Source organism: Streptomyces sp. NPDC048270, assembly GCF_040652335.1.
Taxonomy (GTDB): domain Bacteria; phylum Actinomycetota; class Actinomycetes; order Streptomycetales; family Streptomycetaceae; genus Streptomyces.
Map to the genome: position 1 here is coordinate 60742 of NZ_JBEZLV010000005.1, position 21092 is coordinate 81833.

The 21092-nt window shown below is 74.4% G+C and carries 21 protein-coding genes and 7 tRNA genes; 16 read left to right on the forward strand and 12 right to left on the reverse strand.

Features of this window, described 5'->3' with window-relative positions; all coding sequences use genetic code 11:
• Positions 1–288: 288 nt before the first annotated feature.
• Together cobA and AB0D66_RS07040 are read left to right on the forward strand one after the other, a co-directional pair.
• The gene (cobA, locus tag AB0D66_RS07035) at positions 289–1518 is read left to right on the forward strand and encodes a uroporphyrinogen-III C-methyltransferase (RefSeq protein WP_362297834.1); all 1230 of its coding nucleotides are present in this window, start codon (positions 289–291) and stop codon (positions 1516–1518) included.
• Positions 1519–1560: 42 nt separating this feature from the next.
• Positions 1561–2379, forward strand: a complete 819-nt coding sequence (locus tag AB0D66_RS07040) for an RNA methyltransferase (protein ID WP_362297836.1) — start codon at positions 1561–1563, stop codon at positions 2377–2379.
• A 70-nt stretch (positions 2380–2449) separates the two neighbouring features.
• On the opposite strand, the gene AB0D66_RS07045 is transcribed toward AB0D66_RS07040, so the two are convergent.
• Positions 2450–3640 carry a serine/threonine-protein kinase gene (locus AB0D66_RS07045; protein ID WP_362297839.1) on the reverse strand — a complete coding sequence of 397 codons (1191 nt, stop codon included), beginning with the start codon at positions 3638–3640 and terminating at the stop codon, positions 2450–2452.
• A gap of 550 nt (positions 3641–4190) precedes the next feature.
• Between AB0D66_RS07045 and AB0D66_RS07050 the strand changes: the two genes are divergently transcribed.
• The 3 genes from AB0D66_RS07050 to AB0D66_RS07060 all read left to right on the forward strand — a co-directional run bounded on the left by AB0D66_RS07050 (position 4191) and on the right by AB0D66_RS07060 (position 5911).
• Positions 4191–4376: a hypothetical protein gene (locus tag AB0D66_RS07050; RefSeq protein ID WP_361760868.1), complete on the forward strand. Its 186-nt coding sequence runs from the start codon at positions 4191–4193 to the stop codon at positions 4374–4376.
• 243 nt (positions 4377–4619) lie between these two features.
• Positions 4620–5549 carry a phosphotransferase gene (locus AB0D66_RS07055; protein ID WP_362298288.1) on the forward strand — a complete coding sequence of 310 codons (930 nt, stop codon included), beginning with the start codon at positions 4620–4622 and terminating at the stop codon, positions 5547–5549.
• A gap of 65 nt (positions 5550–5614) precedes the next feature.
• Positions 5615–5911 (forward strand): zf-TFIIB domain-containing protein, encoded by a 297-nt coding sequence (locus tag AB0D66_RS07060; RefSeq protein WP_362297842.1) that lies wholly within the window; start codon positions 5615–5617, stop codon positions 5909–5911.
• 69 nt (positions 5912–5980) lie between these two features.
• Here AB0D66_RS07060 and AB0D66_RS07065 read toward each other — a convergent pair.
• From AB0D66_RS07065 to AB0D66_RS07085, 5 genes are all read right to left on the reverse strand, one after another.
• A tRNA-Val gene (locus AB0D66_RS07065) sits at positions 5981–6055 on the reverse strand.
• A gap of 47 nt (positions 6056–6102) precedes the next feature.
• Positions 6103–6174 (reverse strand) — tRNA-Val (locus AB0D66_RS07070).
• Positions 6175–6193: 19 nt separating this feature from the next.
• Positions 6194–6265: transfer RNA gene (locus AB0D66_RS07075), tRNA-Val, on the reverse strand.
• A gap of 1 nt (position 6266) precedes the next feature.
• Positions 6267–6340 (reverse strand) — tRNA-Cys (locus AB0D66_RS07080).
• A gap of 41 nt (positions 6341–6381) precedes the next feature.
• A tRNA-Gly gene (locus AB0D66_RS07085) sits at positions 6382–6454 on the reverse strand.
• Positions 6455–6633: 179 nt separating this feature from the next.
• Here AB0D66_RS07085 and AB0D66_RS07090 point away from each other — a divergent pair.
• From AB0D66_RS07090 to AB0D66_RS07100, 3 genes are read left to right on the forward strand one after another with little or no spacing between them, the layout of a single operon-like run.
• Entirely contained in the window at positions 6634–7686 is a 1053-nt protein-coding gene (locus tag AB0D66_RS07090; RefSeq protein WP_362297845.1) for a chorismate-binding protein, read from the forward strand.
• 24 nt (positions 7687–7710) lie between these two features.
• Positions 7711–8532, forward strand: coding sequence for an aminodeoxychorismate lyase (locus AB0D66_RS07095; RefSeq protein ID WP_362297848.1), 822 nt, complete (start codon positions 7711–7713; stop codon positions 8530–8532).
• Positions 8533–8575: 43 nt separating this feature from the next.
• Positions 8576–9418 carry a GNAT family N-acetyltransferase gene (locus AB0D66_RS07100; RefSeq protein ID WP_362297851.1) on the forward strand — a complete coding sequence of 281 codons (843 nt, stop codon included), beginning with the start codon at positions 8576–8578 and terminating at the stop codon, positions 9416–9418.
• Positions 9419–9424: 6 nt separating this feature from the next.
• Here the strand turns inward: AB0D66_RS07100 and AB0D66_RS07105 are convergent, their stop codons facing one another.
• The gene (locus AB0D66_RS07105) at positions 9425–9919 is read right to left on the reverse strand and encodes a DsbA family protein (protein WP_362297854.1); all 495 of its coding nucleotides are present in this window, start codon (positions 9917–9919) and stop codon (positions 9425–9427) included.
• 177 nt (positions 9920–10096) lie between these two features.
• Here AB0D66_RS07105 and AB0D66_RS07110 point away from each other — a divergent pair, with 177 nt between their 5' ends.
• Positions 10097–10543 (forward strand): hypothetical protein, encoded by a 447-nt coding sequence (locus tag AB0D66_RS07110; RefSeq protein WP_362297857.1) that lies wholly within the window; start codon positions 10097–10099, stop codon positions 10541–10543.
• Positions 10544–10652: 109 nt separating this feature from the next.
• The gene (locus AB0D66_RS07115) at positions 10653–10826 is read left to right on the forward strand and encodes a hypothetical protein (protein ID WP_362297860.1); all 174 of its coding nucleotides are present in this window, start codon (positions 10653–10655) and stop codon (positions 10824–10826) included.
• Here AB0D66_RS07115 and AB0D66_RS07120 read toward each other — a convergent pair.
• On the reverse strand, positions 10767–11387 hold the full coding sequence (locus AB0D66_RS07120; RefSeq protein ID WP_069919494.1) for a CGNR zinc finger domain-containing protein: 621 nt from the start codon (positions 11385–11387) through the stop codon (positions 10767–10769). The two genes, AB0D66_RS07115 and AB0D66_RS07120, sit on opposite strands and share 60 nt — an antisense overlap.
• Positions 11388–11616: 229 nt before the next feature.
• On the reverse strand, positions 11617–12030 hold the full coding sequence (locus tag AB0D66_RS07125) for an SsgA family sporulation/cell division regulator (RefSeq protein WP_030011909.1): 414 nt from the start codon (positions 12028–12030) through the stop codon (positions 11617–11619).
• 177 nt (positions 12031–12207) lie between these two features.
• Here AB0D66_RS07125 and AB0D66_RS07130 point away from each other — a divergent pair, with 177 nt between their 5' ends.
• Together AB0D66_RS07130 and AB0D66_RS07135 are read left to right on the forward strand one after the other, a co-directional pair.
• The gene (locus AB0D66_RS07130) at positions 12208–12642 is read left to right on the forward strand and encodes a TIGR02611 family protein (protein WP_362297864.1); all 435 of its coding nucleotides are present in this window, start codon (positions 12208–12210) and stop codon (positions 12640–12642) included.
• A gap of 57 nt (positions 12643–12699) precedes the next feature.
• Positions 12700–12771 (forward strand) — tRNA-Val (locus tag AB0D66_RS07135).
• A 103-nt stretch (positions 12772–12874) separates the two neighbouring features.
• Here AB0D66_RS07135 and AB0D66_RS07140 read toward each other — a convergent pair.
• Complete coding sequence (locus AB0D66_RS07140) at positions 12875–15211, reverse strand: hypothetical protein (protein ID WP_362297867.1); 2337 nt, start codon at positions 15209–15211, stop codon at positions 12875–12877.
• Positions 15212–15353: 142 nt separating this feature from the next.
• Here AB0D66_RS07140 and AB0D66_RS07145 point away from each other — a divergent pair.
• Positions 15354–15425 (forward strand) — tRNA-Val (locus tag AB0D66_RS07145).
• 144 nt (positions 15426–15569) lie between these two features.
• On the opposite strand, the gene AB0D66_RS07150 is transcribed toward AB0D66_RS07145, so the two are convergent.
• Positions 15570–16295, reverse strand: a complete 726-nt coding sequence (locus AB0D66_RS07150; protein WP_362297870.1) for a 3'-5' exonuclease — start codon at positions 16293–16295, stop codon at positions 15570–15572.
• Between the two features lie 207 nt (positions 16296–16502).
• Here AB0D66_RS07150 and AB0D66_RS07155 point away from each other — a divergent pair, with 207 nt between their 5' ends.
• Both AB0D66_RS07155 and AB0D66_RS07160 read left to right on the forward strand, forming a co-directional pair.
• Positions 16503–17105 (forward strand): DUF4365 domain-containing protein, encoded by a 603-nt coding sequence (locus AB0D66_RS07155; RefSeq protein ID WP_362297873.1) that lies wholly within the window; start codon positions 16503–16505, stop codon positions 17103–17105.
• Complete coding sequence (locus AB0D66_RS07160) at positions 17105–18328, forward strand: hypothetical protein (RefSeq protein ID WP_362297875.1); 1224 nt, start codon at positions 17105–17107, stop codon at positions 18326–18328. Before AB0D66_RS07155 ends, AB0D66_RS07160 begins: the two co-directional genes overlap by 1 nt.
• A gap of 18 nt (positions 18329–18346) precedes the next feature.
• Here the strand turns inward: AB0D66_RS07160 and AB0D66_RS07165 are convergent, their stop codons facing one another.
• Positions 18347–18838 (reverse strand): GNAT family N-acetyltransferase, encoded by a 492-nt coding sequence (locus tag AB0D66_RS07165; protein ID WP_362297878.1) that lies wholly within the window; start codon positions 18836–18838, stop codon positions 18347–18349.
• A 267-nt stretch (positions 18839–19105) separates the two neighbouring features.
• On the opposite strand from AB0D66_RS07165, the gene thrS reads away from it, so the two are divergent.
• Positions 19106–21082: a threonine--tRNA ligase gene (gene thrS, locus AB0D66_RS07170; protein WP_362297881.1), complete on the forward strand. Its 1977-nt coding sequence runs from the start codon at positions 19106–19108 to the stop codon at positions 21080–21082.
• Positions 21083–21092: the final 10 nt, after the last annotated feature.

Here is a 21092-nt window from a genome sequence, read left to right on the forward strand (position 1 = left end):
GGCTCCCCCAGACTCTCCGTCCGGGGGACCCCCGCGCCGCACCGGCCGGCGGGACCGGGTAGCCCCGCCGAGGCGGACGGCGGCAGCCGCAGCCGGCCCCGCCGGCGTTTGCGGCGCGGGGTCCGGGGCGCAGCCCCGCTGCCCCGCGCAGCGGGCCCGGCCCGCGCCCCCGCCACCGCCGGGCCGTATCGTGGACCCGCACCACATCACCGCACGTCAATACGCCCGCCGCTCCATCGCCGCAGCGGCAAGCCACAAGACGACCGCCGCACCAGGAGCCGCACCCCCATGGCTGAACACCCCGCGTACCCCGTCGGCCTGAGACTCGCAGGTCGCCGTGTCGTCGTCATCGGCGGCGGACAGGTCGCCCAGCGCCGCCTCCCCGCGCTGATCGCGGCCGGCGCCGACATCGTCCTCGTCTCGCCCTCCGCCACCCCCTCCGTGGACGCCATGGCCGAGACCGGCGAGATCCGCTGGGAGCGCCGCCGCTACGAGGACGGGGACCTCGCCGGGGCCTGGTACGCACTCATCGCCACCCGGGACCGCGAGGCCAACGACCGCGCCTCCGCCGAGGCCGAGCGCGAGCGGATCTGGTGCGTGCGGGCCGACGACGCCGAGGCCGCCACCGCCTGGACCCCGGCCACCGGCCGGGTGGAGGGCGTCACCGTCGCCGTGCTCAGCGGCAACGACCCGCGCCGCTCCGCCGCCGTCCGCGACGCGGTCGTCGAAGGGCTGCGCGACGGCTCCCTCACGGCGGCCCGCGCCCACGCCCCCGGCGTCTCCCTCGTCGGCGGCGGCCCCGGCGACCCCGACCTCATCACCGTGCGCGGCCGCCGCCTCCTCGCCGAGGCCGACGTCGTCATCGCCGACCGGCTCGGCCCCCGCGACCTGCTCGACGAGCTCCCCCCGCACGTCGAGGTCATCGACGCCGCGAAGATCCCCTACGGCCGGTACATGGCCCAGGAGGCCATCAACAACGCCCTGATCGAGCACGCCAAGGCCGGCAAGGCCGTGGTCCGCCTCAAGGGCGGGGACCCGTACGTCTTCGGCCGCGGCATGGAGGAGCTCCAGGCGCTCGCCGAGGCCGGCATCGCCTGCACCGTCGTCCCCGGCATCTCCAGCTCCATCTCGGTGCCCGGCGCCGCCGGCATCCCGGTCACCCACCGGGGCGTGGCCCACGAGTTCACCGTGGTCAGCGGCCACGTCGGCCCCGAGGACCCGCGCTCCCTCGTGGACTGGGCCTCCCTCGCCAAGCTCACCGGCACCCTCGTCATCCTGATGGGAGTCGACAAGATCGGCTCGATCGCCGAGGCCCTCGTGCGCCACGGGAAGCCCGCCGGGACCCCGGTCGCCGTGATCCAGGAGGGCACCACCGCCACCCAGCGCCGCGTGGACGCCACCCTCGCCACCGTCGGGGAGACGGTCCGCGCCGAGGAGGTCCGCCCGCCCGCCGTCATCGTCATCGGCGAGGTCGTCACCGTCCTCGACCCCGGCGCCCGACCCACTACCAGCGCCTGACAGGCCGTTGGCACCGCACCCAGGACAAGGCAGTATCACCCTGTGGCTGATCTCATCACCGTCGAGGACCCCGACGACCCGCGCCTGCGCGACTACACGGGCCTGACCGACGTCGAACTCCGGCGCAGGCGCGAGCCCGCGGAAGGCCTCTTCATCGCCGAGGGCGAGAAGGTCATCAGACGGGCCAAGGACGCCGGGTACGAGATGCGCTCGATGCTGCTCTCCGCCAAGTGGGTCGACGTCATGCGCGATGTCATCGACGAACTCCCCGCCCCGGTCTACGCCGTCAGCCCGGAGCTCGCCGAACGCGTCACCGGCTACCACGTGCACCGCGGCGCCCTCGCCTCGATGCAGCGCAAGCCGCTGCCGACGGCCGAGGAGCTCCTGGGCGCCACCCGCCGGGTCGTCATCATGGAAGCGGTCAACGACCACACCAACATCGGGGCCATCTTCCGCAGCGCCGCCGCCCTCGGCATGGACGCGGTGCTGCTGTCGCCCGACTGCGCGGACCCGCTCTACCGCCGCTCGGTGAAGGTCTCCATGGGCGCGGTGTTCTCCGTCCCCTACGCCCGCCTGGACGCGTGGCCCAAGGGCCTGGACTCGGTCCGCGAGGCCGGCTTCAAGCTGCTGGCCCTCACCCCGCACCAGAAGGCCTCGCCCATCGACGTGGCCGCCCCCCAGTCCCTGGAGCGGGTCGCGCTGATGCTCGGCGCCGAAGGGGACGGCCTGTCCACGCAGGCACTGGTCGCCGCCGACGAATGGGTGCGCATCCCCATGGCGCACGGCGTGGACTCGCTGAACGTGGGCGCCGCCGCCGCGGTGGCCTTCTACGCGGTGGCCCAGGGCCGCGCCGGCGGGTAGCCGCCCACGCCCGGCGCCCACGCCCGGCGCCCACGCCCGGGGCCCGCGCCCAGGGCTCCGGCCCTCCGGATCAGAACTTCTGGGCGGCCGCGATTCCCAGGGCCACGATCAGCGTGACCACCACGAACACGATCAGCCGCTGCCGCATCAGCTTCGGGTCGGGCCGCGAGGGCCGTCGGCCCGTCCCCGTCGTGCGGGGGCCGGGGCGGCCGCCCGTACGCCCCGCCGTCGGCCGGGAGGACGGGCCGCCGGGAGTGCGCGGATTGCGGGAGGACGAGGGCCGCGAGGGAGGCCCGCTCTGCGGTCCGCCCTGCGGCCGGGGCGCACTCGAACCGCCGGTACGGCGCTCCGTGCGCTGGTCGGCGTACTCCTCCGCGAGCCGGCCGGTCGGCCGTTCCACGCGGGCGCGCTGCGCCGGCGGGCGCCCGTCGGACAGCCCCTGCGCCTCGCGGGCCGCGATCTCCTTGAGCCGCATCGACAGCTGGAGCGTGCTGGGCCGCTCCTCGGGATCCTTGGCCAGGCAGGCCCGTACGAGGGGCGCGAGCGCGTCCGGGACCCCCACGAGATGGGGCTCCTCGTGCACCACCCGGTACAGCATGACCTCGGAACTGCCGTGCCCGAAGGGCGAGTCCGCCGTCGCCGCGTAGGCGAGGGTGGCGCCGAGGGCGAAGACGTCCGTGGCGGGGGTGACGGCGGCGCCGCGCACCTGTTCGGGCGCGAGGAAGCCGGGGGAGCCGACGGCCGTGCCCACGTGGGTCAGCGTGCTCGCCCCGGTCGCCCAGGCGATCCCGAAGTCGATGATCCGGGGGCCCTTGGGGGAGAGGAGGATGTTCGAGGGCTTGAGGTCGCGGTGGACGACCCCGGCCTCGTGCACGGCGACCAGGCCCTCGGAGAGCGCGGCGCCGATGGCGGCGATCTGCGCGGCCGTCAGGGGTCCTTCCTCGGCCACCTTGTCGTGCAGCGAGGGCCCGGGCACGTACTGGGTGGCGAACCACGGCCGCTCGGCGTCCAGATCCGCCGCCACCAGGCGTGCGGTGCATCCTCCGCGGATACGGCGGGCGGCGGACACCTCGCGGGCGAACCGGGAGCGGAACTCCTGGTCCTCGGCCAGATCCGGCCGGATGACCTTGAGCGCGACGCGCTGTCCGCGCCGGTCCGATCCCAGGTAGACCACGCCCATGCCGCCGGCGCCGAGCCGTCGGTGCAGTCTGAACGAGCCGACGACACGCGGGTCCTCGCGCCGGAGCCGCATCATCGCCATGTCCACCCCGCTGACCGGTCGTCCTGTTGACGTGGCACAGCTTACGGACCATCCGGCATGTGCGCTCAGAGGCCGCGCCCTCGCCGGGGGATTCGATTGTCAGTGCGCAGCAGCACACTTGAGGGTCCCTCAAGGATTCCGGCCGGTCCGGGGCCCGGGGTGGGCTGTTTGATCAATCCGGGCTCCGGGCAAGGGGGTTGGGCGATCTTGGGCGTCCCAGTCCGGGACGCGGGTGCCCGGACGGCGTGAACGGGCCGGCCGGTCGCGCCCGCGCCCCACCGGCGGACTCGCATGAACAGGGAGTGACGGAAGTGAGCGAAGTCACCACCCTGCGCTGACCCCCTCCGGGTAGACCCCGACACCGGGGGAGCGGTCTCCACCCAGGGGAGTACACCGACCGCCGCCCGTCATCCTCCTGGAGGCCCGGCAATGGGTACGAGGGCATGAGGCCGGGAACCCTCCGCGCCCCTAGTGTTGAAGACAAGCGGCGGGTGGCGCACTCGTCCCCCGAGGTCAAAAGCCCGCCGCTGTCAACCACAGGGAGAGGGCCATGGCGGACATCGCACGGCAGGGACGCAAGGCATTCGCGTTCAACGGCCATGAGTCCGGCACGCGGCACCCGTTGGTGGCCGCCGCGATGGTGCTCCCCCTGGCCGCACTCCTGCTCTTCCTCTTCGGAGGCTTCGACCAGGTGGCGGCACAGGCGTCGTCCGTGGGCGCGATGCTGGGGCGCTGAGCGGCGCCCCAGCCCGGGAGAGCGGCCCGGGTATCGGCCCGTCACACCCCGTGGGGACGGGGGCGTGACGCCGGACGGCAGGTGAAGGGTGCTGTCCGTACGACTGGGGAGTCGGACGGGCAGCACCCTTTTTCTCGCGCCCGCCCGCGCACCGGCCGTACCCTCTCCCCGGAAGAGGGAGGGCCCGATGACCGGGAACGACGGCACGAGCGACGAACCATCGGGCACGTGAGCCGTCCCGCGCTGCCCGCCGCCCTCGCGGCCTGGGCCTCGGACGGCCGCCGCGGGGAGTACGAGCTCCTCGCCGACCGGCACGACGGGACCGTGGTGCGCTGCGGGGCGGCCGTGGCCAAGGCGCACGCCGAGGACACCGACCGGGACGCCCTCGCCGTACGGCTGGGGATCGCCGCCCACCCGGCCCTCGCCGGCGTGCTGCTGGCGCCCCTGCGCCCCGGGGCCGGATCCGTGCACGGCCGGCCGGCCTCCCTGTGGCCCTACGGAGCCCCGGTCGATCCGGAGCGGCCCGAGGGGGCGCCCTGGGAGGAGGCCGGCCGGCTGCTGGCCGCCCTGCACCGGACACCGCCCGACGCGGTCCCCGGCCCGGTCCCGCCGATGCGCGGGCCGGCCAAGCTCGCCCGCGCGCTGGACCGCCTGGCGCGTGCGGAGCCCCTGGGGACCGAACCCGCCGCCACGCGCGCCGTACGGGCCGCCGCCAGGACCCTGCCCGCCTGGGCGCGCGGCCGGGCGGAGCCACCGCCCGGCGGGGCCCTGTGCCACGGAGACCTGCATCTGGGGCAGTTGGTGCGCCATCCCGCGCCGGCGGGCGCCTGGCTCCTCATCGACGTCGACGACCTCGGTCTCGGCGCCCCCGCGTGGGACCTGGCCCGCCCGGCCGCCTGGTACGCCGCCGGACTGCTCGACACCGCCACCTGGCTGCGCTTCCTCGACGCCTACCGGTCCGCCGGCGGCCCCGCGGCCGGTCCGCCCGGCAGCGACCCCTGGCCGGAACTCGACCTCGCCGCCCGGGCGCTCACCGTGCAGACGGCCGCCCTGGCCGTGGCCAAGGCCGCGGAGGGCGGCCGCCGACTCGACGACGGGGAACGGCTGATGGCTAATGCCTGTGTCCGAATCGCGGCCCTCCCGGCCGACTTGGACTCCGCGCCTGCGCCGTAGGGTGAGTCTCCCGCCACCGGGCATGCATCCGATGGCGACGTCCACGGCGAGGAGTTGATCCGGTCATGCAGTGTCCGAAGTGTCACGCGATGATGCACACCTACAACCGCAACGGTGTCCAGATAGAGCAGTGCAGCGGCTGCCGCGGCATCTTCCTCGACTACGGGGAGCTGGAGGCGCTGACCCGCCTGGAGTCCCAGTACACGGCCCAGTACGGCCAGGTGCCGCCGCCCGCCGCACCCCCGGCCCCCTACCCGGCCCCGCACGCGGCCCCGGCCCCGGCCTGGGGCGCCCCGCACCACGGCGGACACGGCCACGGCCACCGGAAGGGCGGCTTCGGCCGGATGCTCTTCTCCTCCTGAGACCGCCTCCTCCCGCTGCCGGGAGACACGCGAAAGCCCCGGCCGTCGAGACGGCCGGGGCTTTTCCGGTGGTGCGCGATACTGGGATTGAACCAGTGACCTCTTCCGTGTCAGGGAAGCGCTCTCCCGCTGAGCTAATCGCGCGGGAACGGCATGGAGCCGCAGGTGAAGCAGGCGGTGCGTGTACTGCGTGCGCGATACTGGGATTGAACCAGTGACCTCTTCCGTGTCAGGGAAGCGCTCTCCCGCTGAGCTAATCGCGCGGGGATCCTTGCGGATCAGTGGACGATACTGGGATTGAACCAGTGACCTCTTCCGTGTCAGGGAAGCGCTCTCCCGCTGAGCTAATCGTCCTTGGAGGTGGAGACGGGATTTGAACCCGTGTAGACGGCTTTGCAGGCCGTTGCCTCGCCTCTCGGCCACTCCACCATGGAGCCGCAGGGGTTCTCGGGAAGAAAGCCCCCACTTCGAGCGGACGACGAGACTCGAACTCGCGACATCCACCTTGGCAAGGTGGTGCTCTACCAACTGAGCTACGTCCGCAGGTCACCGGGTTGGCTCCGGGGTTTTCCCCTTCGCTCCCTGGCGACGTGTTGAACTCTAGCGGATTCCGGGGCCAGCTCAAAAACGCGTTTCCGCAGCGTGCTGCCGCTCGATCACCGGCGGTCACCCCGCCGTCACCTCACCGGCGCCGCCGCGTCACCGGTCATAGACTCGCAGCCGTGCACGACCTGCCTCCCATGGCCCGCTTCGGCGGCCTCCTCGCGACCGACCTCCGGGACGTGACCAGCGATCCCGCCGCCCTGGACTCCTCCGGCTTCTGGGCGGTGACCGCCGACTTCGAAGGGCGGCTCGTCTGCGCGCGCTTCGGAGACATACGCCCCGACCCCGTCCCCGTGCCGCGACCCGGCGCCTGGCGGGGCCCCGAGGCGGACCAGTGGTCCAGCTCGCTCGACCGCGCCGCGTACGTCGCCGGCGTCCGCCGCATCCGCGAGTACATCGCGGCGGGCGAGGTCTACCAGGCCAACCTCTGCCGCGTGATGTCCGCGCCGCTCCCCGACCCCGCCGGCGCGGACGTCGACGCCCTCACGGCGCTGCTCGCCCGCGGCAACCCCGCGCCCTTCGCAGGAACGATTCGGCTACGGGCCCACGGCGTCGAGATCGCCACCGCCTCCCCGGAGCTCTTCCTGCGCCGCACCGGCCGCCGCATCGCATCAGGCCCGATCAAGGGCACCGGCCGCACCGTCGCCGACCTGCTCCCCAAGGACCACGCCGAGAACGTGATGATCGTGGACCTGGTGCGCAACGACCTGGGCCGGGTCTGCGCCACCGGCTCCGTCACCGTCCCCGAGCTGTGCGCCGTCGAGGAGCACCCGGGCCTGGTCCACCTCGTCTCCACGGTCAGCGGCGAGCTCGCCGACGGTGCCGGCTGGCCCGAGCTGCTCGCCGCCGCCTTCCCGCCCGGCTCCGTCACCGGGGCGCCCAAGTCCTCCGCCCTGCGGATCATCGAGGCCCTGGAGACCGCCCCGCGCGGCCCGTACTGCGGCGGCATCGGCTGGGTCGACGCCGACCGGGGCACCGCGGAGCTCGCCGTCGGCATCCGCACCTTCTGGATCGACCGGGCGGCTCCCGGCGGCCCCCGCCTGCTGTTCGGCACCGGCGCGGGCATCACCTGGGGATCCGACCCCGACCGCGAGTGGGCGGAGACGGAACTCAAGGCCGCCCGCCTCCTGCGGGTAGCGTCAGGGGCGTACCAGGCAGGACGAACGGGATGACCGGGTTTTGAGAGGAGCCGTACGGTGAAAATCTGGCTCGATGGAGCGCTGCGGGACGTGGACGACGCGAAGGTGTCGGTCTTCGACCACGGGCTGACCGTGGGTGACGGCGTGTTCGAGACCCTCAAGGCGGAGGGCGGGCGGGCCTTCGCGCTGACCCGCCACCTCGAGCGGCTGACCCGCTCGGCGCGCGGTCTCGGCCTCCCGGATCCCGACCTCGACGAGGTGCGCCGCGCGTGCGCGGCCGTACTGGAAGCCAACCCGATGCCCTTCGGGCGGCTGCGCGTGACCTACACCGGCGGGCTCTCCCCGCTCGGCTCCGACCGCGGGAACGCGGCGCCCACCCTGGTGGCCGCCGTGGCGGAGTCCGTCCGGCGCCCGGACACCACCGCCGTCCTGCGGGTGGACTGGGTCCGCAACGAGCGCTCCGCCGTGGCCGGCCTGAAGACCACCTCGTACGCGGAGAACGTCGTCGCCCTCGCCGCCGCCCACCGGGCCGGGGCCTCCGAGGCGCTCCTCGCCAACACCGTGGGACGCCTCTGCGAGGGCACCGGCTCCAACGTCTTCGTCGTCCTCGACGGGGAACTGCACACCCCGCCCCTGGCCTCGGGCTGCCTGGCGGGCATCACCCGCGCGCTGGTCGTCGAGTGGGCCGGGGCCAAGGAGACCGACCTGCCCTTCGACGTGCTCGAGCGGGCCGAGGAGGTCTTCCTGACCTCCTCGCTGCGCGACGTCCAGGCGGTCCTGCGGATCGACGGCCGGGAGCTCGCCGCCGCCCCCGGACCGGTCACCGCGGAGGCCATGCGGATCTTCGACGCGAAGGCCGGGGCCGACCTCGATCCGTGAACCCGGTGTACGCGGGGCCGCCGGGCAGGTACAACACGAGGTGATGACCACCACCCTGCGGCCCGCGCAGCCGCTCCAGCAGCACAGTGACGGCACCCGCTCGCGTACGTACGCGGTCCGGGTCAACAGCCGGCACGTCGGCAGCCTCGAACTCGCCACCCGCTCCGCCGCACAGCCGGCGGTCGGGGTGATCCGGGGGCTGTGGATCGACGAACCGGACCGCGGGCGCGGGCGCGGCACGGTCGCCGCGCTCGCCGCCGAAGAAGTGCTCCGCTCCTGGCGCTGCACGAGCATCGCCGTGTCGGTGCCCGCCGACGCACCCCGGGCGCTGCGGCTCGCGACGGCCCTCGGCTACCGGGAGACCGGCCGGGTCATGGTCAAGAACCTGCCCGACGGGCCGCCCGCCCTCCCGGCGGACAGTACGGGCCGCCCGATGACGGAAGCCGAGTTCGACGCCTGGCTCGAGCCGGGCATCGTGGAGTACGCCGGGCGCCTCACCGCCCCGGGCATGACCGCCGAACAGGGCCTGGCCGCCTCGCGGGCCGAGCACGCCCGGATGCTGCCGGCCGGGCGGGACACCCCCGGTGCGACCTTCCTCGTCCTGGAGGGGCCCGAGGGCGGCACCCTGGGCACCCTGTGGGTGGGGGAGCGCGACCTGCCCGGCCTCGGCCCCGTCCCGTACGTCTACGACGTCGAGGTGGCCGCCGAGCACCGCGGGCGGGGGCACGGCCGCACCCTCATGCTGCTGGCCGAGCACACGGCGCGGGCCGCCGGCGCCCGGACCCTGGGCCTGCACGTCGTCGAGGGCAACACCCCGGCCCGGCGGCTCTACGAGTCGCTCGGCTACCGGGACCTCGCGGTCAGCGCCATCAAGGCGCTCGTCTGACGGAGGTCAGGAGGCGAGCAGCCGGTCCGCGATCTCCTCGATGCGGGCGCGCAGGCCGTCCTGGCTCTTGCCGCCGTCCAGGCGCTCGCCGCCGATCACGTACGTCGGGGTGCCGGTGACGCCGATCGCCTTGCCCTCGGCCTGGTCGGCGTCGACGATCAGGATATGCCGTCCGTCGATCAGGGCGGTGTCGAACTCCTCGACGTCCAGGCCGAGTTCACGCGCCACATCCAGCAGGACCGGCTCCCCGCGCTCACCCAGCTCCGCGGTGCGCGCCAGCACGGCCTCCGCGTACGGCCAGCCCTTGCCCTGCTCCACGGCCTCCTCGGCGGCCTGCGCCGCGGCGAAGGCGTGCTTGTGCTTCTCCAGGGGGAAGTGGCGCAGCCGGATGTCCAGCCGGTCGCCGTAGCGGGCCCGCAGGGCGCGCACGTCGTCCAGTGCGCTGTGGCAGTCCGAACACTGGAGTTCGCACCAGACGTCGAGGATCACGGAATCGGTCATGTGGACAGTCTCCCAGCCCCCGCGCACCCCGATCGACCCGGCGATGCGCCCCCTGGGGAGGAGGCCCGACCCGGAGATGTCCCCGAGATCCCCCGGGTTCGGGCCCCGCGCCTGGCCCGTACCGGTGGGGGCGAGGCAGGATGGACAGGGACAGACCGTCCACACCTGGAGGACCGCATGCTCGCCGAGACCATTTGTTCCGCGGTGTCCGCGGCGGGCCTGGGCATCGCCGCGCTGACCGCCTACCGCAGGCGCTTCCTGGCCGCCACGCGGATCGCGGCGTACGCGCTGGTGCCGGTCGGCCTCGTACTGACCGGTGTCGTGGCGTGGGTGTCCGGCATGGTCTTCAAGCCGACCGTGTGGGCCGGCTTCGGGCTGCTGGCGCTGGCCTGGCTGCTCTTCATGACCACCCGCGCGGTCGAGCGCCGCAGGCTCGGCGCCGCCGGGAAGCCGGCCGGGGCCGCCCAGGGCAGCCCGGCCCCGCAGGCCGTCGCACCGGCCGCCTCCGCTCCCTCGCTCGGCTCCGGCGCCCGTCCGCGGCCCGCCGGGCGCAAGGAACCGCGGGCCGCCCCGGCGGACGACTTCTCCGACATCGAGGCCATCCTCAAGAAGCACGGGATCTGACCCGGACCGGCCCCGGAGCGCCGCGGTCCACGAGATCGGGCGAACTCCCGCGCGGAAAATGGCGTGTTGAAGGACGGATGGCCCCGTACTGCGCCATCATCGCCCCGACATGCTCGAAACATCCCAGAGTGAGCCCTCGGTGCCCGCGCCGGTACCCGCCCCCGTCGCCGAGGAGCCGCGAGGCTGCCTCTTCGCGCTCTCCCAGCCGCCCCTGATGATCTTCCTAGGCGTGATCGGCGTCCTGCTGCTGCTGGCCGCCGTGCACGACCTCTTCCTGCTCTGAGTGTCCCGCGTCGGCCTCCTTGCGCCGGGCCCGGTACGCCGCCACGTGCAGCCGGTTCCCGCAGGTCCGGCTGTCGCAGTAGCGCCGCGAGCGGTTCCGGGACAGGTCCACGAAGGCGCGCCGGCAGTCCGGGGCCTCGCAGCGGCGCAGCCTCTCCTCTTCCCCGGAGACCACGATGAAGGCCAGCGCCATGCCGCCGTCGGCCGCGAGGTGGTCGCCCACCGAGGCGCCCGGTGCGAAGTAGTGCACGTGCCAGTCGTAGCCGTCGTGGTCCGTGAGCTGCGGGGTGGTGCCGGCCGTCGCGACCAGCTCGTTGATCAGCACGGAGGCCGCGCGCGCGTTCGGTGCCGCGAAGACCTGGGCGAACTTGGCGCGAACCGTGCGGACCCCGGCCAGGTCGCGGGCGCCGAGCTCGCCGACGTCGCTGATCGAGTACTCCTGGACGAAGCCGCGCAGCGCGCTGACGTCCGAGAGCCCGTCGGGCTGGTCCGCCTCGGCCGCGGTGTTCACCAGCGCGACGACGACGTCGAGCGCGCGACGGGTGTCGTGGGGGATCTGCACGGGGTCTCCCTCAGGGGCCGGGCCTGCGGCGACGGGCTGCTGCCGCCGCTGGGGGCCGACTCTAGCGGGTACTCGTGCCGGGGGTGCCCTGCCGATCACGACCCCGCACGCACACCGGCGCCGGCCGCGCGGGTGGCTCCCGCGTGGACAGCGCCGGTCTCGCGTATGTGGTTGTCCCGCGCGCACCGTCGCCCCGAGTCGGACGGTGTCGCGCGGCGGTGGGCCTGGCTCAGCTTTCGGCCAGGATGTGGGAGAGCTCCTTGTCGAGGTCGAAGTGCCGGTGCTCGGTCCCGGGCGGGACCGCGGCGTCCGTCCGCTTGAGGAACGACTCGAGTGCTCGTGCGGGTGCTTCGAGCAGCGCTTCTCCCTCCGGTGAGCTCAGGGCGATGCAGACGACGCCCTGACCGTGGCTGCGGGACGGCCAGACGCGGACGTCGCCGGTACCGGTGGGCCGGTGCAGGCCCTCCGCGAGGAGGTCGCGGGCGAATACCCATTCGACCGTCTCCTCGGCGCCGGTGTGGAAGGTGGCGTGCACGGCGTAGGGGTCGGCCGTGTCATACCGCAGGCCCGCGGGAACAGGCAGTGAGGACTCGCTCGACACAACGAGGCGCAGGTGCAGCTCGCAGCTGACCGTGGTGTTCATAAGCGCCAGGGCCTTTCGCTCAGTGTGCGCTCGGGGATTCGCACGTCGGCGAAATCGACATGCCACCTACGGTGCCGTTGTAAACCCCTCTGACCGTTTTGCGGACCTCTGGGTCCCTCGTACGGCGGATCCAAAGCACCGTTCGCGTGTGCTTCCGGCTCGGGTAGATTCGACCTCATGAATACGGGGAGTGACCGCGAGGCCAACGAGTCCGCGAGCAGTGAGCCGGCCGCCGAAGACGTGCACGTCTCGAAGGCGCCCGCCTTCATCAAGGCCCGCCGGAGCCTGCACCTGAGCTGGCAGGTCGGCGTCTTCATCGTCGGCCTGGCCGTCATCGGGGCGGGCGTGGCCATGCTCGTCCTGCCCGGCCCCGGCTGGGTCGCGATCTTCGCGGGCCTGGCGATCTGGGCCACCGAGTTCGCCTGGGCGCACCTGGTGCTGCGCTGGACCAAGCGCAAGGTCACCGAGGCCGCCCAGAAGGCGCTCGACCCGAAGGTCCGCCGCCGCAACATCATCCTGACCAGCGCGGGCCTCGTGATCGCGGCCGCGCTGATCGGCTTCTACCTGTGGAAGTACGGCCTCGTGCTGCCCTGGGACCTCAAGGACCAGTGATCGGCCGGCGGTGGTCATGGAGCACCGCTGACATGCGGTAATGTTTGCGGTGCGTCCGGGCGATTAGCTCAGTGGGAGAGCACTTCGTTCACACCGAAGGGGTCACTGGTTCGAACCCAGTATCGCCCACCCGGACCAGAGGCCCGGAGACTTCACCGTCTCCGGGCCTCTGGCGTTTCCGCGGTCCCGGCCGGTTCCGGCCGTTCTCCGCCGGTCCGGCCGGTTCCACCGGTCACCCGAGCCGTCCGATCGCGTCCCGCAGGCGGCGGGCGTCGCGCAGCCGCTTCTCGTACGTCGCCCCCACCGCCAGCAGCAGCAGGCCCGCCAGGGCCGGTGCCACCCAGCGCGGCAGAGCGCCCGCGAGCTGCACCACGTACGGGGCCAGCTCGTGCAGCGCCACCGCCGCCAGCGCCCCGCCGCCCAGCAGGAGCGGGGCCTGCAGCCGCCGGTGGGCGCCGAGCAGGGTCACCGCCAGGGCGGACAGCCCCAGCAGCAGCGGGCGCAGCCAGCTCGCGGTCCCGGCCTGGGGGCCGGCCAGGACGGCCAGCAGGCTCGGCAGCAGGGTCGCGGCCAGCCCCGGCCCGTACGCCGTCCACGAGGACGCCGCCAGGTCCTTGCGGCGGCGCACGAAGCCCAGCACGAGCGCGGGCACCGTCACCGGCAGGGTGTACGCCTCCGGGGCCGTGATCCCGGCCTCCGCCAGCCGGACCCAGCTCGCGGCCGCCAGCAGGGCGCCCGCCGCCCAGCCCAGCCGCCGCCGGTCCGCCCGCACCGCGGCGCCCGAGCAGATCACCCCGGCCAGGGCGAGGGCCAGCGCCAGGGTTCCGGCGCGGCCCGCCGACAGGACGAGCGCCAGGACACCGGCCGCGCCCGCGGCGATCTCGGCCGGCACCCGGACCGCGCCGAGCCGGGGGCCGAGCGCCGCCACCGCCGCCGGCACGGCGAGCACCGGCAGCGCCCACCAGACCACCGCCAGGTCCGTCCCGGCGGCCGTCGCCACCAGCAGCCCCGTGGCGTACCCGACGGCGCACACCGCGGCGCCCGCCCTGACCGGCCGCGGTGCGGGCCCGTACGCCGCCCCAGCCGCGCAGCCCGCGCCCAGCAGCCCCCACACCGCGAAGGTGGCCGCCCGGCCGTCCAGCGCCCCCAGGGACACGTTCACGGCCCCGAGCAGGGCGCATCCCGCGGCCGCGATCGCGGCCGCGCGCTCCGGGGAGCGCAGGGCGAGCACGCCCGCGGCCCCCGTCACCGCCGTCTGGACGGCGAACACCGCCGCGACCGGCAGGCCGAGCAGCTCCGGAGCCGCGAACAGCCCCGCCCAGGCCAGGACCACCGCCACCGCCGCCGGCTCCGGTCGCTCCCACGCCCGGGACAGCCACCCGGCCGCCCCCGCCGCGACCAGCAGCGTCACCGGCACCGCCGCCCCCGGCCACAGCGGGTCCCGGACCGGCTCCGTCGCCGCCCACACCTCGCCCAGCACCCCGGCCCGCGCCGCGAGCGCCGAAGCCGCCGCCGACGCGGCCGCCAGCGCCGCCAGGCCGGCCGCCACCGCACCCGCCAGGCCCAGCCCGCGCCGTACCGGCGCCGGGAGCGCGCGTACCCGTACCGTCGCCAGCAGCGGGAGCGCCGCCAGCAGGTGCGCCAGAACCGCCCAAGCGCCCCCTGAGACCGCGTCGTTCAGCCCGGGGCGCGCCAACCCGCCCAGGGCGATCACCGCCGCCAGGCCGCCCGCCAGGGCGGCGGGCCACGCGCGCGGCTCGCGCCACGCCGCCGCCGTACCCAGCGCGGCACCCGCCAGTAGCAGCCCCGCCGGGGCCAGCGCGTCGTCGGCCGAGGCCGCCGACCAGGACCCGGCCGCGCCGATCAGCAGCGCCCCCGCCCCCAGCACCGCCGCCGGGACGGCCGCCGCCCGGGTCCGCAGCGCGAGCGCCGTGTCCAGCGCGGCCGTCGCCAGCAGCGCCCAGCCGAGCTCGGAGGGCCCCGCCTGCGCGGCCAGCGCGGCCAGCGGCAGCGGGAACTGCGCCGCCAGCACCGCCGCGGGCAGCGGGATCCGCAACCCGCGCAGGGCCGCGCCGTAGCCGGCCCACACCGCCGCCAGCACTGCCGCCGCCCCGGCCGCGTACGCCGTGCCGTCCGTGCCCGGCATGCCGACCGCGTACAGCGCGTACGCGTCCAGCACGGTCAGCAGCAGACCCACCGCCGCCACCGACTCCGCCGTCGAGGCCAGCCCGCGGCGCAGCAGCACCGCGGGGGCGGCCAGCGCGGCCGCCGTCACCGCGGCCAGCACCGCCGACCGCCCGGCGATCCCGAGGGACCCCCAGCTGAGCAGCGTGAAGGCCAGCGCGGCCACGGCCAGGAGCACCGCGCCCAGGGTGAGCAGGACGTTCTGGGCGCTCGGGGCCGAAGCCTCCGTGGGCCGCGCGGGCGCCGCCGGGGCCCAGACCGGAGGGATCGGCAGCCGCAGCAGCCAGTCCCGGCGGCCCAGCAAGTACAGGCGCCGGGCATCGAGTTGAGCCAGCTCACGGTCGATGAGCGCCAGCTCTTCGGCCGGCGGCAGAGGGGTGTTCATGGTTCGCAGTGTGGCGCCCGTCACGCGGTCGGGACATGGGTGTGCGTACTCAGATCCGCCCTGAGTACGCACGGTCCGCCAGGGGTCCGCCGGAAGCGGTTTGAACCAGCCCCAAGGCTTCTGTATTGTTCAGTGCGTTCCCGGGCGATTAGCTCAGCGGGAGAGCACTTCGTTCACACCGAAGGGGTCACTGGTTCGATCCCAGTATCGCCCACCGGGAGAGGCCGGTCCGTCATCTGATGGGCCGGCCTTCCGCATGTCCGGCCCCTGCGCGGGACGTTGCCCGACCGGCGGCCGTGGCACCGGCCCGCAGCGGCGGCCGTGTCACCGGCGCCCGCAGCGGCGGCAGGGGCCGGGCCTACGCGGCCGTCGACAGTCCCGGCCGCAGCGGCCAGTGCGGATCCACCGCTTCCGGCGTCCCCTGCCGCGCGAACCACGCCTGGAGCCCCCGCGCCTGCGCCGCGTGCCACACGGCCTGCAGGGTGTGCAGCTCGGCCGGCGACAACCGCTCCAGGCGCGCCGCGAACCGGCGCCCCACCGCCCGCACCAGCTCCAGCGAGGCCAGCGCGTCCGCCGCCGCGTCGTGCGCCCCCTCCAGCTCTATCCCGTAGTGCGCGCACAGGTCCGTCAGCGTCCGGCGGCCCTTTCGGTAGCGGTCCAGGTGCTTGTCCAGCACCCGCGGATCCAGCACCGTCAGCGGCCGGCTGTCCAGGTAGCGCGTCAGCGACGACGCCCGGTGCCGGCGCAACTCCCGGTCCAGCAGCGTCAGGTCGAACGGCGCGTTCATCACCACCACCGGCCGGCCCGCCACCTGCTGCTCGCCGAGGCCGCGGGCTATCTCCTCCACCACCGGCGCCGGCCAGCGGCCGTGGCGCTGCAGGTGCTCATCGGTCAGCCCGTGCACCTCCGTGGCTCCCGGGGGCACCGGGATGCCGGGATTGACCAGCCAGCGCGTGGTGCGGACCCGTCCGCCCGCGCACTCCTGCACGACGAGCGCGGCGGACACGATCCGGTCCTCCTCGACGTCCACTCCGGTCGTCTCCGTGTCGAATGCGGCCAGCGGGCCCTCGTACCAGCGTGTCATGGCGAACTCCTCGTCCCCGATCGGCAGATGGGGCGCACCCGGCACACGCCACCCTTGCCCGCTTCGGTGATACCCGGGCTGTTTGCCCCGTACGCCGTTTGCGGTGACCCGGGTGCGGAGACAACACCCATGGGGGGCCGTGCACATGACCGGCCGTCACTCCACCACCCACCCACGGCAGAGCCCGCAAGGCATGGGGAGCCGGCCATGGCGCTCGCGCAGCCCGAACAGGGCGGGGTGCTGGCGGGGCGGATCGATCCGCGCACCGGCACGCCGGGCGAGGCACGGAGCGGACCGCTGCGCGGCACACTCGCCACCACCGCCTGCATGGAGACCCTCCAGGTGGGATACCTGCACGCCGTCGCGGCCGCGGCCGGCTGCTCGCTGTCCCAGCCCTTCCCGGACAACGGCATCGACTGGCACGTCAGCCACGGCGCCCCCGAGCACGTCGTCGACGACGAGGTCACCATCAAGGTGCAGTTGAAGGCGACCTACCAGATACCGCCGCGGCCGGCCGGGCCCACCTTCGGATTCACCCTGGACAACGAGCACCTGGTGAAGCTGGCCCGCACCCCGGTCGCCGTCCACAAGATCCTCGTCGTGATGCTCGTGCCGCGGGAGCGCGACCAGTGGCTCGCCGCCGGACACGACCGGCTCGACCTGCGGCACTGCTGCTACTGGACCAACCTCGCCGGACACCCCGTGACCGGCCGGCGCCGGACCACCGTGCGGATCCCGACCTCGCGGATCTTCGACGACCGTGCGCTGTGCGAGATCATGACCCGGGTCGGGTCGGGAGGGACACCCTGATGAACTGGCACGCACCGCACCTCGAACCGCTCTCGTCCCCGGAGTTCGCCTCCGCCGCGCCCGACCCCGGGCACGTGGACCCGGCCGTGCTGGGCGCGCTGCTGCACCGGCACGGCTGGCTGCGGCGCGGCGGGGCCGCCGGGCGCTACGGGCGCTGGACCCCGCCCGCCGCCCACGCCTCGGGCACCGGGGGCACCAGCCTGCTCGTCCCCGAGAGCCGGACCTTCCCCGACTGCGCGGACCTGCTGGAGGAGGCGCTGACCGCGCTCTCGCGCAGTTCCGTGCCCTCGGCGCGGGAGGTGCTGTACGGGCTGAGCGTGCCGAGCGACGAGGTCCGCTGGGAGCGGGAGATCCCCGAAGGGGCGTACGGGCTGCGGGGCGAGGCCGACTGGACGGTGCAGGAACAGCTGCGCTCGGCCGCCCGCCGGCTGCTGCTGGCCGGGGCCCTCGCCGACCGGGAACGGGCGGGCTACTACGGCGCCCGGCACCGGGCGAAGGCCGAACGGGCCCTGGACGGGGTGCTGGTGGGGCCGTCGCCCGGCGGCCGGCGGCTGACCGCGTTCGTGCCGGTGGACGGCGGGCGGGGGACGGTGACCCGGCTGCACCACGCGCTGCACGCGGCCCGCGAGGCGGTGGACTACCGGCGGGCCACGGGCGGCATGGAGGCCTTCGACGCGGCCGTGCGGGCCGGGGTCAGCCGCGAGCTCACCGATGCGCTGATCGCGCTGGTCCGCGGCTCCGAGGGGGCCCGGGTCGCGCTGGCCTGGGCTCCGGCGGCGGGGGTCCCGGCGGGGTGTGCGGCCCGGCCGGAGCCGGTGGAGTTCTCGCCCGGCGACCTGCCGGTGCTCCGCGAGGCCGCGGACCGCTACACCCGGACCGAGCCGGCCGTGGAGGTCCGGATCGCCGGTGCGGTGGTGCGGATGCGGCGCTCGGCGGCGGGCGGCGGGGGCACGGTCCGGCTGCGGGTCCTGGCGGGGGCGGAGATCCCGTACGTCCGGGTCGCGCTGGACGAGGAGGCGTACCGGGTGGCGGGCCACGCACACCTGGTGGGCCTGCCGGTCCGGGTCAGCGGGCGGCTCCAGCGGCGGGGCGGGTTCCGCCGGCTCACGGACGCGGCGGACGTGGCGCCGGTGCCGCTGGACGAGGTGGAGCGGGACCGGCTGATGAAGTCGCTGGACGACGCGTTCGATCCTGCGGATGCGCTGCCGGGCGACGAGGACTAGGTCGGCCTGCCCTGCTGCTCAAGCGCCGGAGGGGCCGGCGGGGGCGGGGCCGGCGGAGAACGACGCCATGGTCAGGCCCGGGGCGGGGGAGAAGTCCCGGCCGCGGGTGAAGCCCGCCCGTGCGTAGAGGGTCACGGCGGGGGTGTTGGCCGCGCCCGTGGTGACCGTGACGGGGCGGCCGGGGAAGAGCTCCGCCAGGGCGTGGCGGAGCAGCCGGGAGGCGATGCCCCGGCGGAACCACGCCGGGGCCACGCAGAGCCGGTCGATGCCGACGCCGCCGGTGTGCTCCTCCCACGCGAGGAAGCCGGCGACCTCCCCGTCCTCGCAGACCGCCCCGACCCAGTTCAAGGGGTGCGCCCGCATCTGGCCGAGGCTCTCGCCCAGCGCCGGGATGCCGTCGAAGCCGATCAGCTCCGCCTCCACCGCGTACGCCGCCAGCCCGATCCGGTGCACGTCGGCCGCGGTGGCGTCATCGGTCAGGTCCAGCGGGCGGATCCTCGGTTCGGGCATCCCCCCAGGCTACCGACGCCGGCCCCCGGACCTGCCCCGGCCCTCGGGCGCCCGCTCGCCGGGTGTAGGGGCCCGGGTCCGTCCCGGCCGGGCCCGGGCGGCGCCCTCCGGCCCGGGGCCGGGCGGGGGCGGCCGGGGCCCGGGCGGGTGGGCCGGAGGGGCCCCGGGCCGGACCGGCGGGTAACCGTTTAGCGGCGCGGCCACTCCGCTCGGTACGATTCACGCGCGCAGTGTTCGCTCGCGCACCCCCTGAGTCAGGAGAGACCGGTGTCAGACGTCCGTGTGATCATCCAACGCGATTCCGAGCGGGACGAGCGCGTGGTGGCCACGGGCACTACGGCGGCGGAGCTCTTCGCCGGCGAGCGCACCATCGTCGCCGCGCGCGTCGCGGGCGAGCTCAAGGACCTCGCCTATGAGGTGCAGGACGGCGAGAGCGTCGAGCCGGTCGAGATCTCCTCCGAGGACGGCCTGAACATCCTGCGCCACTCGACCGCGCACGTGATGGCCCAGGCCGTGCAGGAGCTCTTCCCCGAGGCCAAGCTGGGCATCGGCCCGCCGGTCCAGAACGGCTTCTACTACGACTTCGACGTGGCCCGGCCCTTCACCCCGGAGGACCTGAAGGCCATCGAGAAGAAGATGCAGGAGATCCAGAAGCGCGGGCAGCGGTTCGCCCGCCGCGTGGTCACCGACGAGGCCGCCCGCGAGGAGCTCGCCGACGAGCCGTACAAGCTGGAGCTCATCGGCATCAAGGGCGCCGCGTCCACCGACGACGGCGCGAACGTCGAGGTGGGCGGCGGCGAGCTGACCATCTACGACAACCTCGACGCGAAGACCGGCGAGCTGTGCTGGAAGGACCTCTGCCGCGGTCCCCACCTGCCCACCACCCGCAACATCCCGGCCTTCAAGCTCATGCGCAACGCGGCCGCCTACTGGCGCGGCAGCGAGAAGAACCCGATGCTCCAGCGCATCTACGGCACCGCCTGGCCGTCGAAGGAGGAGCTGAAGGCCCACCTCGACTTCCTCGCCGAGGCCGAGAAGCGCGACCACCGCAAGCTCGGCAACGAGCTCGACCTCTTCTCCATCCCGGACGAGATCGGCTCCGGCCTCGCCGTCTTCCACCCGCGCGGCGGCATCATCCGCCGGACCATGGAGGACTACTCGCGCCGCCGGCACGAGGAGGAGGGCTACGAGTTCGTCTACTCCCCGCACGCCACCAAGGGCGCGCTCTTCGAGAAGAGCGGTCACCTGGACTGGTACGCGGAGGGCATGTACCCCCCCATGCAGCTCGACGGTGGTACCGACTACTACCTCAAGCCCATGAACTGCCCGATGCACAACCTGATCTTCGACGCGCGCGGCCGCTCCTACCGCGAACTGCCGCTGCGCCTGTTCGAGTTCGGCACCGTGTACCGGTACGAGAAGTCGGGCGTCGTGCACGGCCTGACCCGGGCCCGCGGCTTCACCCAGGACGACGCGCACATCTACTGCACCCGTGAGCAGATGGCGGAGGAGCTCGACCGCACGCTCACCTTCGTGCTGAACCTGCTGCGCGACTACGGTCTGACCGACTTCTACCTGGAGCTGTCGACCAAGGACCCGGAGAAGTTCGTCGGCTCGGACGAGGTGTGGGAGGAGGCCACCGCCGTCCTCCAGCAGGTCGCCGAGAAGCAGGGCCTCCCGCTGACCCCCGACCCGGGCGGCGCGGCCTTCTACGGCCCGAAGATCTCCGTGCAGGCGCGGGACGCCATCGGCCGTACCTGGCAGATGTCGACCGTCCAGCTGGACTTCAACCTGCCGGAGCGGTTCAACCTCGAGTACACCGCCCCGGACGGCTCGCGTCAGCGCCCGGTCATGATCCACCGCGCGCTGTTCGGCTCGATCGAGCGGTTCTTCGCCGTCCTGCTGGAGCACTACGCGGGCGCCATGCCGCCGTGGCTGGCCCCGGTCCAGGCGGTCGGCATCCCGATCGGCGACGGGCACGTCGAGTACCTGCAGGAGTTCGCCGCCGCGGCGAAGAAGCAGGGCCTGCGGGTCGAGGTGGACGCCTCCTCGGACCGGATGCAGAAGAAGATCCGCAACCACCAGAAGCTCAAGGTCCCCTTCATGATCATCGTCGGTGACGAGGACATGGCCGCGGGCACCGTCTCCTTCCGCTACCGCGACGGTTCGCAGGAGAACGGCATCGCCAAGGACGAGGCGCTGGCCAAGCTGGCCAAGGTCGTAGCGGACCGCGTCCAGGTCTGACGGCGGGGAG

Excerpts from the sequence above, each read along its gene's own strand:
- cobA (WP_362297834.1), top strand. The coding sequence starts at position 289 with ATGGCTGAACACCCCGCGTACCCCGTCGGCCTGAGACTCGCAGGTCGC.
- AB0D66_RS07045 (WP_362297839.1), bottom strand. The coding sequence starts at position 3,640 with ATGGCGATGATGCGGCTCCGGCGCGAGGACCCGCGTGTCGTCGGCTCG.
- AB0D66_RS07050 (WP_361760868.1), top strand. The coding sequence starts at position 4,191 with ATGGCGGACATCGCACGGCAGGGACGCAAGGCATTCGCGTTCAACGGC.
- AB0D66_RS07060 (WP_362297842.1), top strand. The coding sequence starts at position 5,615 with ATGCAGTGTCCGAAGTGTCACGCGATGATGCACACCTACAACCGCAAC.
- AB0D66_RS07100 (WP_362297851.1), top strand. The coding sequence starts at position 8,576 with ATGACCACCACCCTGCGGCCCGCGCAGCCGCTCCAGCAGCACAGTGAC.
- AB0D66_RS07105 (WP_362297854.1), bottom strand. The coding sequence starts at position 9,919 with ATGACCGATTCCGTGATCCTCGACGTCTGGTGCGAACTCCAGTGTTCG.
- AB0D66_RS07110 (WP_362297857.1), top strand. The coding sequence starts at position 10,097 with ATGCTCGCCGAGACCATTTGTTCCGCGGTGTCCGCGGCGGGCCTGGGC.
- AB0D66_RS07115 (WP_362297860.1), top strand. The coding sequence starts at position 10,653 with ATGCTCGAAACATCCCAGAGTGAGCCCTCGGTGCCCGCGCCGGTACCC.
- AB0D66_RS07125 (WP_030011909.1), bottom strand. The coding sequence starts at position 12,030 with ATGAACACCACGGTCAGCTGCGAGCTGCACCTGCGCCTCGTTGTGTCG.
- AB0D66_RS07130 (WP_362297864.1), top strand. The coding sequence starts at position 12,208 with ATGAATACGGGGAGTGACCGCGAGGCCAACGAGTCCGCGAGCAGTGAG.
- AB0D66_RS07140 (WP_362297867.1), bottom strand. The coding sequence starts at position 15,211 with ATGAACACCCCTCTGCCGCCGGCCGAAGAGCTGGCGCTCATCGACCGT.
- AB0D66_RS07150 (WP_362297870.1), bottom strand. The coding sequence starts at position 16,295 with ATGACACGCTGGTACGAGGGCCCGCTGGCCGCATTCGACACGGAGACG.
- AB0D66_RS07155 (WP_362297873.1), top strand. The coding sequence starts at position 16,503 with ATGGCGCTCGCGCAGCCCGAACAGGGCGGGGTGCTGGCGGGGCGGATC.
- AB0D66_RS07160 (WP_362297875.1), top strand. The coding sequence starts at position 17,105 with ATGAACTGGCACGCACCGCACCTCGAACCGCTCTCGTCCCCGGAGTTC.
- AB0D66_RS07165 (WP_362297878.1), bottom strand. The coding sequence starts at position 18,838 with ATGCCCGAACCGAGGATCCGCCCGCTGGACCTGACCGATGACGCCACC.